Annotated in this window: 13 protein-coding genes; 1 reads left to right on the top strand and 12 read right to left on the bottom strand. The window is 42.3% G+C overall.

What is annotated here, in order from left to right; translation table 11 throughout:
* Positions 1–3: 3 nt before the first annotated feature.
* The 12 genes from murI to E2R65_RS03180 form a co-directional block, all read right to left on the bottom strand.
* On the bottom strand, positions 4–849 hold the full coding sequence (gene murI / locus E2R65_RS03125) for a glutamate racemase (protein WP_444980205.1): 846 nt from the start codon (positions 847–849) through the stop codon (positions 4–6).
* 65 nt (positions 850–914) lie between these two features.
* Positions 915–1427, bottom strand: a complete 513-nt coding sequence (locus E2R65_RS03130) for an OmpH family outer membrane protein (RefSeq protein ID WP_134335009.1) — start codon at positions 1425–1427, stop codon at positions 915–917.
* Between the two features lie 50 nt (positions 1428–1477).
* The gene (locus E2R65_RS03135; RefSeq protein ID WP_134335010.1) at positions 1478–2008 is read right to left on the bottom strand and encodes an OmpH family outer membrane protein; all 531 of its coding nucleotides are present in this window, start codon (positions 2006–2008) and stop codon (positions 1478–1480) included.
* Between the two features lie 16 nt (positions 2009–2024).
* Positions 2025–4580: an outer membrane protein assembly factor BamA gene (bamA, locus tag E2R65_RS03140; protein ID WP_134335011.1), complete on the bottom strand. Its 2556-nt coding sequence runs from the start codon at positions 4578–4580 to the stop codon at positions 2025–2027.
* Between the two features lie 63 nt (positions 4581–4643).
* Positions 4644–5384, bottom strand: a complete 741-nt coding sequence (locus E2R65_RS03145) for an isoprenyl transferase (protein WP_134335012.1) — start codon at positions 5382–5384, stop codon at positions 4644–4646.
* Positions 5385–5760: 376 nt separating this feature from the next.
* Positions 5761–6282: an ExbD/TolR family protein gene (locus E2R65_RS03150; protein ID WP_134335013.1), complete on the bottom strand. Its 522-nt coding sequence runs from the start codon at positions 6280–6282 to the stop codon at positions 5761–5763.
* Between the two features lie 115 nt (positions 6283–6397).
* Positions 6398–7186, bottom strand: coding sequence for a type IX secretion system protein PorG (porG, locus tag E2R65_RS03155; protein WP_134335014.1), 789 nt, complete (start codon positions 7184–7186; stop codon positions 6398–6400).
* 11 nt (positions 7187–7197) lie between these two features.
* A complete protein-coding gene (locus tag E2R65_RS03160) occupies positions 7198–8079 on the bottom strand; it encodes an NAD kinase (RefSeq protein ID WP_134335015.1) in 882 nt (293 codons plus the stop codon).
* 8 nt (positions 8080–8087) lie between these two features.
* Positions 8088–8750, bottom strand: a complete 663-nt coding sequence (locus tag E2R65_RS03165) for a CBS domain-containing protein (RefSeq protein WP_134335016.1) — start codon at positions 8748–8750, stop codon at positions 8088–8090.
* Between the two features lie 102 nt (positions 8751–8852).
* Positions 8853–9614, bottom strand: a complete 762-nt coding sequence (locus tag E2R65_RS03170; RefSeq protein WP_134335017.1) for an alpha/beta fold hydrolase — start codon at positions 9612–9614, stop codon at positions 8853–8855.
* 127 nt (positions 9615–9741) lie between these two features.
* Positions 9742–10191 (bottom strand): GatB/YqeY domain-containing protein, encoded by a 450-nt coding sequence (locus E2R65_RS03175; RefSeq protein ID WP_134335018.1) that lies wholly within the window; start codon positions 10189–10191, stop codon positions 9742–9744.
* Between the two features lie 118 nt (positions 10192–10309).
* The gene (locus tag E2R65_RS03180) at positions 10310–11074 is read right to left on the bottom strand and encodes an SDR family oxidoreductase (protein WP_134335019.1); all 765 of its coding nucleotides are present in this window, start codon (positions 11072–11074) and stop codon (positions 10310–10312) included.
* Between the two features lie 370 nt (positions 11075–11444).
* Between E2R65_RS03180 and E2R65_RS03185 the strand changes: the two genes are divergently transcribed.
* Positions 11445–12476: an aldo/keto reductase gene (locus E2R65_RS03185; RefSeq protein WP_134335020.1), complete on the top strand. Its 1032-nt coding sequence runs from the start codon at positions 11445–11447 to the stop codon at positions 12474–12476.
* The last annotated feature ends 54 nt before the right edge of the window (positions 12477–12530 follow it).

Below are 12530 nucleotides of genomic sequence, written 5' to 3' on the forward strand. Positions count from 1 at the left end.
TAATCAGCACCCTTCCTTAACATCTACATAGCTGCTTTTTACCTCGTCTGCAAAAAACTGCGAGGCGTGATGATCGAACTCGGGCGTATCATCAATGGTCGTATAAAATATGCGGCTTCCGTTTTCGCTGATATTTTGTTTTATTTCCGGATGACGATGGAGGTAGCCGGCCAGGCTGGCAGCTACAATATCACCCTGGGCCACTACATTGATATTTGCAGGCAAGTGTGCTTTGATCTTATCCTGCAGCAAGGGATAATGGGTACATGCCAGCAGGATGGTATCAATATCTACCGATTGCTGCATTAATTTGTCCAGGTAAAGCTGCACATAATAATCAGCACCGGGTTTATCATACTCGCCATTTTCTATCAGGGGCACCCAAAGCGGGCAGGCTTGCTGGTAAACCGCAAGTTCCGGGAAAAAGTGTTCTATCTCTAATAAGTAGGAGCATGATTGAACAGTGCCTTTAGTGCCCAGCACACCTATATTCTTACTTTTGGTATAACTGCCTATAACCTCAGCTGTAGGGCGTATAACGCCTAATACGCGCCTATCGGCATAAATGCTTTGGGGCAGGTCCTGTTGCTGTATGGTGCGCAGGGCTTTGGCAGATGCCGTATTACAGGCCAGTATTACCAGCGGGCAGCCTTGCTTAAACATCCATTGTACACACTCCCAGGTGTACTGATGTATGGTATTGAATGAGCGGTTGCCATAAGGTGCACGGCCATTATCGCCCAAATAGATGTAATCGTAACCAGGCAATTGCGCCACGATAGAACGAAACACCGTAAGGCCACCTATACCCGAATCAAATACACCAATAGGGCTGCCTGATAACATCATACCATCAAAAATAAAAAAGCGCCTCGTAAAACGGGGCGCTTTTGTTTAGAATTTTTTTTTAAGATTTATTTTAATCCTAATTTAAGCTTTACAGCTGCCATCAGGTCATCAGCAGCAGGTGATACCACCAGGTACTCGCTGGTTGTATCTAATACATAACCGTAACCTTTTTCTTTTGCTACTGCTTCAACAGCACCGCGTGCTTTATCAATTAAAGGTTTACCCAACTCGCGTTGTTTTGCTTCTACCTGTTGTTGTGATGATTGCTGATAATCCTGCAAGCGTTTAGCCAGATCCTGTAATTCGGTTTCTGCTGCACCACGCGCGGCATCTGTCATGGTAGCTCTTTTGGTTTGGTATGCCTGGCCCTTAGTTTGGTATTCGCCATTCATCGATGTTAATTGATCGATAAACTGTTTTTGGTAAATTTCGAGCTGAGATTTTACTGTTTTAGTTTCGGGCATTAAGTCAATTAACTGCTGAAAATTAATGTGGCCAATTTTTGATTGTGCCTGGGCAAAGTTGCCTGCAAATAACATTCCTGCTGCAACTAAAGCAACTTTAAATAGTTTTTTCATTTGTGTTCTTCTGTGTTTAATAATAGTTCTGATTGTAAATATAAAAATAATTATTTGGCAAGTACACCCGGTTTTAAGCCTAAACGTGTAATTACATCGTCACTTTTGTTGTAACGCGGGTTTGAATATAACATGATAACCTCGCTGTTTTTATCAAATATCATATCCAGGTTTTCGCTTTCGGCAACGGCTTGTATGGCTTTAGACACCCTATCCTGAATTGGTTTAATCAGCGAAGTGCTTTTTTTAGATAGTTCGCCATCCGGACCGAAGATCTGGCGCTGGTAATCTTTAGCGGCCTTCTCTTTATCCACTATCTCTGCCTCGCGGCGTTTGCGCATATCAGGCGTCATTAAAACCTGGTCGGCCTGGTAAGCTTTATAAAGCCTGTCTATTTCCTGAAAACGTGCGTCAACATCTTTTTGCCAACTTTCTGACACAGACGCCAGCTGCTTTTGAGACGAAGCATATTCTGGCATGTGCTTTAATATATAATCAGAATCAACATAAGCAAAACGTTGCGCCAGCGCTGCCGTGCAGGTTGTAAACGTTACAAAAAGTATTAAAATTATTTTTTTCATAATCTGCTGTGCAAATTTAATTAAATCCTCCGCTTAAACTTTGTGAAATTGTAAAATGGAAGTGACCTTTGTTGGCGTCAGACTGGCCGGGGATCTTGTCGAAACCGTAACCGTAATCTAAACCTAACAAACCAAATATCGGTAAAAATATCCTGGCACCAACACCTGCCGACCGCCTAACATTAAACGGATTAAACTGGCTAAAATTATCCCAAACGTTACCGCCTTCTGCAAATGCCAGCAAGAAAATAGTTGCCGACTGACTCGCAATTACCGGGTGCCTTAACTCCATGGTGTATTTGTTATAAATAGCACTACCCTGGTTGGTGTTGGCATTAAGATTTGAACCTACCGGTACAATAGAGAAGTTTTCGTAACCACGCAAGCCTATGATATCTGTACCTTGCAAAAACTGATAGCTTTGCATACCATCACCACCCAGCTTAAAGCGCTCGAACGGTGACGGACCAACCAGTTTATTATACTGGCCCAGGTAACCGAAACGCACCTGCGACATTAATACCAGCTTACCGGTTATACGCTGAAACCACTGCGCATCAAACTTCCATTTATAGTACTCAACAAAATGGTACCTTTCTTCGGGTGTGGCAACCTTGTAATTAACATTATTAAATAATGAATATGGCGGTGTTGCCTGTATGGTTAACTTAATATTTGAACCTGATGTTGGATAAATAGGCACATCGACCGAGTTACGGCTAAGTTCCTGAGTTAATTTGATGTTGTATGACGTACCGTTCTGGAACAGATAACCACCATAGTTATCCAGATCGTAATGGTCAAAATTCAACGAGTAGTTCAACTGAAAATAATTATCAGGCCAGTTTAAACGCTTACCCAAAGTTACACCAACACCATTAATACGTAGTTTATTGTATCTGCTATCTGTTTTGGCATAATACTGGCCTGTAGAGCTTCCTTGCGTATAGGCAGATACGGCAAAATAAATTGGTTTTTTACCCCCCAACCACGGCTCGGAAAAGGTGAATGAAAAGTTTTGGTACGTACGCCCGCTCGATTGCCCCCTTAAGCTCAGTTTCTGCCCGTCGCCTTTTGGCAATGGCTTGTAGGCTTTTAGGTTAAACAAGTTGCGTAATGCGAAGTTATTGAAAGTTAAACCTAAGGTACCCACCAACTGGCCGCCACCAAAACCACCCGACAGCTCTATCTGGTCGCTTGGTTTTTCTACCACGTTGTAAACCAAATCAACCGTACCATCGGCAGGATTGATGTTTGTTGGCCTTGGCTCGGTTTTTTGCTCATCAAAGTTACCCAACTGGCCAATTTCGCGCGCACTGCGTATCAATAATTCTTTATTGAACTTTTGGCCGGGTTTGGTACGAATCTCGCGCATTACCACCTTATCATTAGTAACATCATTACCCTTTAATATTACGCGGTTAATAGTGTATTGCGGGCCCTCGTAGATGCGGATATCCAGATCAACCGTATCATTGTGGATCCTGGTTTGTACAGGGTCGGCATTAAAGGTTAAGTAACCATCATTTAAATATAAAGATGATACGTCATCATTATTTGGCGTTGGGCCTGTTAAACGCTTGTTTAATTCTTCCTCGCTAAATACCTGCCCTTTTTCTATTTGCAATACACGCGTAAGTATATCTGTTGCGTAACGTGCGTTGCCAGAAAAATTGATCTTACCAAAGTAATATTTAGGGCCTTCGTAAACCTTAATTTTTACATCTACGGTTTTCTCATCATGTTTGGTAACGGTATCGCTTACTACTTCGGCATCGCGATAACCCTTTGCCTGCATTTTTTCTATCAGGGTTTGCTTATCCTCTTCGTACTTATCCTGCTTAAACTTTTTAGAGCCGAATATATTATAGAACTTTTTAACCCGGGTATTTTTAAGGAATTTACGCAGCTTACTATCACTAAAGGCCTTATTACCTTCAAACGTTACGCTGTTAATCTTCACCTTAGATTTTTTGTCGACAGCCACATCCAATATCACGCTGTTCTCGTCGCCAGGGTCTTTAGTTTGTTTAATGGTAACGGTAGTATTAAGGTAACCCTTTTCGTTAAAATGTTTTTTAATGATGGCCTTTGTGGTGCTTAACAGGTTTTCGTTAACAATTTTGCCTGTTTTATCACTCAGTTTTTTGTTTACATCCTCAATTTCGCCTTTGCGGATCCCGGTGATATGCAGCCGGGATAATCGAGGGCGCTCAACAACCGCAATTTCCAGGTAAATGGTATCCATGTTGATGCGGGTAACATTCAGTTGCACGTCATCAAAAAGGCCTTGTTTATAAAGATCCTTTATTACGTTGGCATTTTGTTCGCCGGGCAGATTGATCTTATCGCCCTTATTTAATTTGGATATTGTAAGCAAAACATCCTTATTCAAATATTTTGCACCGGATACGGTAATATCACCAATGATATAATCTTTGGGGTTAAGGTAGCTTAAACTATCGGCAGGTATAGAGCCGCCGGATAAGGCAGATTGCTTTTGGCCACCAATCTGCGCCAGGGCTGCAGTACTTATAAAAGTGAAGAGAAGAGCAAAAAAAACTTTATTCATTCGAATATTTTAGTGGGCTAAAAATAATTTATACAGTTGTTAAAAAGTGTTAAAAGTAAAAATTTAGTTTACCTGCTCGCTGGTCATCCCAAAACGGCGCTCGCGTTTCTGGTAATCCAATATGGCTTCATACAGGTCTTCCCGCCTAAAGTCGGGCCAGAGTTTTGCAGTGAAGTACAGCTCGGCATAGGCAATTTGCCATAATAAATAGTTACTTATGCGGTATTCGCCACTCGTCCTAATCAATAGTTCGGGGTTGGGCATACCGCCGGTATATAAATTATTTTCAAACAATTTTTCATCAATATCAGCAGGTTGTATTTCCCCGCTTTGCACTTTTACGGCCAAGGCCCTGGCTGCATTTACAATCTCGCCGCGCGAGCTGTAGCTTAACGCAAGTGTAAGTACCAGGCCGGTATTGCCGGCTGTTTTATCAATTGCATGTTGTAATTCCTGGTGGCATTTACCGGGCAGCATCTGCAGATCGCCAATGGCATTAAGGCGCACATTATTTTTTTGCAGTTTGGCAATTTCTTTATTCAATGTGCTTATCAGTAACTCCATTATGGCGGTTACCTCAAACTTGGGCCGGCTCCAGTTTTCGGCGCTAAAAGTGTATAAGGTTAAATACTCTATCCCCAGTTCGCCTGCGCTTTCTACAATATCCCTTACTGATAACACCCCGTTATGATGGCCAAACACACGTAATTTGCCTTTACCCTTTGCCCATCTGCCGTTACCATCCATAATAACTGCTATATGGCGGGGTAATTTCTGAAGATCTATCTGGTCCTTATAACTCATTTCCCGAACGGTGTTAACAATTGCTTTTGCAACTGTAGCGCCTATTGCTTTGTTAAAATTAAAACGTTTTCAGCAAAGCTTTCAATAACTTATGCTATTTTTTTCAGGTGACAAAGGTAAAACTTAATTGTATTTATTTTAGTATGCGCAGAAAAAGAAATAAACAAGAATTTTTGGGGATAAAGCGTAATAAGGTGTGCTGCAATTGAAATATGATGCAGTAATATACCTACAGATAACATATCCTATAAGCATGGTGGAGTGTAGTTAACAACACGGGCAAGGGAAGCAAAATTATAACCCATTTTTTATCAACATAAATAAAAAAGCACCGTAATTAATAAAATCACGATGCTTAAAATTCAACAAACATTTATTAATAAGCCTGCTTATCCTTCAGCAAGCTAATATCCTTAGGCGCAATATCGGCAATAGCAAATTGCTGTACATCGGTTATTTTCATTTCGTCAAGCGTATTCACCAGATTTTCGTAGACAGAGGTTTGGGCGGGCTTGATCACTACTATTATGCTTTTGCCTGTAGTTTGCTTTACATAACTGCGGGTTGCAACAATAGCTTTGCGCAGGCCCCTGTTGCTGTAATTGGTAATTTTTGCTTCAAGTACCGGCTTTTCTGCCTGGCCAAGATAATACATGGCCTGATTGTTACTGCCCAGGCAAATGGTCATGGTTCTGGATGCGGGTACGGGCTCGCTACTTTTACCTACTGGCATGTTCAATTCCATAGCTTTAGGTTTGCTAAGGGTTGTGGTCAGTATAAAAAAAGTGATCAGTAAAAATGCCAGATCTACCATTGCGGTAAGATCTACCCTTAAGTTTGTTTTTTTTGCGCGGGGATTTTTACCCTGTTTTTCGGGTGTTGAATTTAATTCGGCCATTGTTGTACATTTTAGGTGAAATAATCGATTATTTATTATCAACATATAAATGTACAACAAAAAGCATTTAAACAGAATTTAATTCTGTTTAATATTAAATATCAATATTAAATATTTAAAAGTAACATTTGTCTGTCACAAAAGTGTAGGATACAGTGAAGCCAACAAACATGTAAAAATCACGAGGGCGGTAATCGCCACGCTGCACACCCTGGGCGCCAATATAAACACCCGTTACTTCGCCAGAACGGTCTGAGAGTGCCCTTGCTACATTTTTAGAACCAAACTGGTTTTTATTAGCATAAGAACCACTCACATCATCCAGATAATCGGTATTGGTATAGCGATAACCCAGATCAGCAGCTACCGTCCACTTACCCGAAAAATTATACTTAATGCCTGCCCCAAATGGTATTACAATCGCATTCTTTGCATACTCGGCAGCCTGCCCCTCGGTACGCAGCGGGCGCAAACCAACCACATCGCCGTTATAAATTGTACGCGGGGCAAAAGCGGTTAAACCAGCCCCTGCATATATATAAGGTGTGTACAGGTTTTTACCGGCATCGGGTATGTAACTCATAAAATTAAACTCGGCCATCAGGCTAAGTTCTTTTAAGGGGGTGGTAAAATTCAAATTACGATCGCGAAACTGCTGGCTGTTTGATTTTGCGTCATCGCCGCTTATCTGGCCGTAAGTGTAATTAAGTTTAAGGGCTATATACCTGTCGAAATTGCGTTTAATAAAAAAACCGGCCTGCCCGCCGCTTGGTTTAACAGGGTTATTAACATTTAAATCGCCAATGTAGCCTGCAGCCCCTACCTCACCCCCTATTTCCCAGGTTTGGGCTTTAGCGCTGATAGATAGTAAAACAAACAGTACAGCTGTTAAATACTTGGGCATTAAGGGCAAATTTAATAATTACGGGCATCTAAACCCCATAATAGCTTTTTCCTTAACGTAGATAAGTAACTTTCATTATTAAGGCGGATCAAATTCAGCTTAAAGCCGGCCTTATAAACTTTAAATTGGATGGGTTTATCCATAATAACGGTGCGGCTATCGCACGATACGATATAGTTATTGCCACGGTAATCAATATCAACCGTTAATGTACTGGTATCTGGCAGTACCACCGGCCTAACATTTAAGTTATGCGGTGCAACCGGGGTTAGCGCAATACTGTTTGACTGCGGGAACATAATAGGCCCGTTACAACTTAACGAATAAGCTGTTGAACCTGTTGGCGTGGATATAATGATACCATCGCCCCAATAGGAGTTTAAAAATTCACCATCCAATGATACGTGGGTGGTTATCATGGCGCTATCATCCCGTTTGTGGATAGTTACATCATTCAGGGCAAAATTATCATCGCCAAAAACCTTCTCTTCAGAATCTATCACCAACAGTTCGCGGCTATCCAGCGTGAATTCCTTATTTACCACGGCGTGTATAGCTGCGGCTATATCGCTTTTATTGATACTGGCCAAAAAACCAAGGCGGCCAAAATTTATACCGATAACGGGTATGCCCGAATCACGGATCTGGGTAACCATATCCAGCAGCGTACCATCGCCCCCAAGGGTTAGAAATACGTCAATATCTTTTTTGACAGATTGGCTGCAGTTTAACAGCTTGTAAGCAGATGTATCGATATTCCCTTGCAAATATTCTTTAAGCTGGGGATGCACACAAATCTCTACATTATGCTGGGTAAGGCTATCAAAAACCTGGCGAACGTATGGAAACACCGATGGATCATTAAACTGCCTGCCGTAAACTGCTATTTTCATATTGTGCGTTACAAATTCAGGTAATTCATGAACGAATCAAACCTGTCCATCGAGTTATCGTTATGGTCGGTAAAGTTAAAGGTTGCCTTTACGTCGTAATTATAGCGTAAAAATGTGGCCAGTATATTGGAGATATCCTGCTTGTTCACTTTAAGGGTAACTTCAATTTTGGTGCTGTCCGGGAAAGTACGCGTGTATGAGCTCAGGATCTGGGCATTGTCAGATTCTACCACTTGCGACATGTGCGCCAACGAGTTGTTTTTGTTATCCACTTCCAGCACAATGATGCCGCCCGGCTCGGATACCGAGGTAAGCTTGGCAAAGTACTCGTTCATGGTGTTGATAGAGATCATACCCTGGTAGTCCTTTTTAGTGTTTAAAACCGGCACCACACTTAGCTGTCGCTCGTAAAAAAGGCGGATAACATCATAAATATGCTGCTCCTCTAACACATAGGGGTTTACCAGCGATAAAGCCAACGACCCTACCGGCGCATTATAATCCGTTTCTTCTATCAGGTCATCCTCACTCAGCAGGCCCAGAAACTGCTCCTCGTTTACAATTGGCAAATGGCAAACACGAAATTCTGCCATACGGTCAAACACCTTCTGTATCGTATCAGAAGTATGTACCGGTGGTATCGCGTCAGATATCAGCTCAATTGCAAGCATAGTTTGTTTTATTTAAAAGAGGCCCCCTCTAAATCTCTCCCGATGGGGAAACTTTTAATTTCTTAAAGCCCCCTCCTTTGGGGAGGGTTTGGGTGAGGCTCCTTATTTTTTTATTTTATCTAAAAACAGTTTCAGGTATTTATTAAATTCTGCGGGCTGCTCCATCATCGGGGCATGGCCGCATTTATCCACCCAGTGCAATTCGGAGTTTGGCAATAGCTCGTTAAATTCTATTGCTACCTCTGGCGGGGTAATTTTATCATCTTTACCCCATATTAATGATACGGGCATCGTTATTTTGCGCAACTCGTTTTTCATATTATGCCTGATGGCCGATTTAGCCATAGCCAGTATCCTGATCACCTTGTGCCTGTCGTTTATGGTGTGAAAAATTTCCTCTACCATGTCTTCTGTGGCCGTTTTAGGGTCGTAAAAAGTGTATTGCACTTTTTCGCGCACAAAATCTATACTCTCCCTCCTGGGGAAAGAACCGCCGAAAGCATTTTCATATAAACCCGAACTGCCTGTTAAAACAAGCGCCTTAACATAGCCCGGATGCGCCAAAACATAAACCAAACCAACATGGCCACCCAAGGAGTTGCCTAAAAGTACAACATTGTTAAGCTGCTTAAATTTAATGAACTTATGTACAAATTTTGATAACGCACGTACCCCCGTTGTGAGCAAAGGCAGATCATATATAGGTAAAACAGGAATTATAACCCGGTAATTGGGGCTAAATTCGCGAATAACATCATCCCAATTGCTTAAAGCGCCCATTAAGCCGTGAAGTAGCAGTAGTGGTTCGCCCTGCCCCTCCTCGATGTAACTGAAACCCTTTTCTTCTTTAAGCACAAAATCCATAGTGTAGCCGGTGTAAGTATTGTTGTAAATATATCAAGCCTGTGTTTAATAACAGCCCGAATTGTTGTAAAATTATAATTATTAAAATAGTTTGCCAGCCTTTGTGCTAATAATTATTACCGTGTAATTAACCTAACAGTTGTTTAACCACCTCAGAAACCGTTTTGCCATCGGCACGGCCTGCAAGCTCTTTATTGGCAACGCCCATTACGCGGCCCATATCTTTTACAGATGTAACGCCAAGCCTTTCAATAACCTCTTGTATAAAACCTTCTATCTCAAAACGGCTCATTTGCTGCGGCAGGTAGGGCTCTATCACATACATTTCGGCCATTTCAATCTCGTACAGATCTTCGCGGCCCTGGGTTTTGTAAATATCGGCAGATTCTTTACGCTGTTTGATCAGCTTTTGCAATACTTTTATTTCGGCGTCCGCGGTAAGCTCTTCAGCAGCGCCTTTTTCTGTTTTAGCTAACAGTAATGCCGATTTGATGGCACGAAGCCCCCTAAGGCGATCCGGCTGTTTTGCCAGCATAGCTTGTTTTATATCCTGGTCTATTTGGGTAATTAGTGACATGGTTTTGATTTTAGTCCGGAAGTCCGATAAGTCAGAAAGTCCGGGTGTGTAATGTATAATAAATGAATCATATGTCTTTTATTTTTTCGGACTTATCGGACTTCACCGACTTTCCGACTTAACTATGCTTCCTGAAAATATTGGTTGCACTTGCCTGTGCGGTTGGCATAATAACCAGATCGTTGATGTTGATATGGGCCGCGCGCGATGCCACAAACCAAATTGTTTCGGCAACATCCACAGCAACTAATGGCTCAAAACCTTCATATACTTTTTTAGCACGGTCTTTATCACCTTTAAAGCGCACTTCAGAAAACTCGGTTTCTACAGCACCGGGATGGATGGCCGACACGCGGATGCCTTTATCATTCAGGTCCAGGCGCATACCTTTATTTAAGGCATCAACCGCGTGCTTGGTAGCGCAATATACATTACCGTTAGGGTAAACCTCTTTACCGGCTATCGACCCTAAATTAATGATGTGGCCGCTACCGTTCGTTATCATCCAGTTTGATACTACGCGGCTTACATAAAGCAAGCCTTTTATATTGGTATCTATCATGGTGTCCCAATCGTCGTAACTGCCGTTCTGTATCGGGTCCAGTCCCTGGCTAAGGCCGGCATTATTCACCAGTATATCAACCTTTTTCCAACGCGCGGGTAAGCCCTCCAGATGTTGCACAACCTGCTCGCGGTTACGGATATCAAAGGATGATACCGCCACCTCTGCGTTATATTTATCGTTTAAATGCTGCGCAAGTTGTTCCAGCCTGTCCATACGGCGGCCGGTAAGTATCAGGTTGTATCCTTCGCGTGCAAATGTGTGGGCACAGGCCTCGCCTATCCCTGCGGTAGCGCCTGTTATTAATGCAATTTTTGCCATAGATAATATTAACTATCGGCAACGAAATTATGTTTTTTATGTTGAATATTTGTCTTTTTACCGTAAGGATAGCTTGGGAGGATACTTCTTTCGTCTCAACCCGAATTTTTATAATTTATGAATTTCAGAATGACTTTACGTATTTAAAGCTGCTTTGTATAAACAAGAAAGAAAACAAAAGAAGAATCATGTAAATCCTATAATCCCATAATCACGGTTCAGACAAAGAGCACTACCAAAGGTGCTTCTACCCTAAGCACAGTTTACCACAATTTCAAAAAAATCCTTTTATGTTATTAGCATGATATAAACCTTAAAACTATCTGCGAAATTTGAAACTACAAAACATCAAACCACAAAACATATACGTATGGAATACAGAAAATTAGGCGGATCGGGCTTAAACGTACCGGTACTAAGTTTTGGAACAGCTACTTTTGGCGGCGAAGGAGATTTTTTCAAAGCCTGGGGCAACACCCAGTTAGATGATGCCAAAAAACTAATTCACCTTTGCCTTGATGCGGGTGTTAATTTTTTTGATACAGCCAACGTTTACTCCGGCGGGGTATCTGAAGAGATTTTGGGCAAAGCGCTGGAAGGCCTGCGCAACCGCGTACTGATATCCACCAAAGCTACCTTTAAAATGGGCGATGGCGAGAATGATTACGGTTCGTCCCGCTTTCATTTACTAAATTCGGTAGAGGATAGCCTGCGCCGTTTAAATACGGATCATATTGATATTTTTCATCTGCATGGCTTTGATGGCAACACCCCGGTTGAAGAAACCCTGCGTACATTAGATAACCTGATCAGCAGCGGTAAGATCCGCTACATTGCATGCTCTAATTTTTCGGGTTGGCATTTAATGAAATCGCTTTCGGTATCTGAACGTTATGGCTGGGCCAAATATATTGCGCACCAGGCCTACTACTCGTTATTAGACCGCGAGTTTGAATGGGAGTTGATGCCGCTGGGTATTGATCAGCATGTAAGCACCATCGTATGGAGCCCGCTCGCATCCGGCCAGTTGGGTGGGAAATTTCGCCACGGGCAGCCTATCCCGCAGGATAACCGCCGCGCACAAGGCGGCAGCCACGGCCCGGAAACGGATATGGAACGCCTTTATACTATTGTAGATGCCTTGGATGAAGTTGCAGAAGAAACGGGCAAATCTGTTGCGCAGGTATCCATCAACTGGTTATTACAGCGCCCAACAGTTGCCAACATTATTATTGGCGCCCGCAACGGGGAGCAGTTAAAACAAAATCTGGATGCTGTTGGCTGGAACCTTACTACCGACCAGGTTAAGAAATTGGACACCGCCAGCGACCGCGACCCGATATACCCCTACTGGCACCAACGCCAGGATACCCGGTTAAACCCGCTGCCAAAATTTTATTAATTTTAATACATAATAGCTTTAACTGCTTTTTTCAGGCGGTTAAAGCTATTATGT

It is taken from the genome of Mucilaginibacter phyllosphaerae, assembly GCF_004378255.1.
Classification (GTDB): domain Bacteria; phylum Bacteroidota; class Bacteroidia; order Sphingobacteriales; family Sphingobacteriaceae; genus Mucilaginibacter; species Mucilaginibacter phyllosphaerae.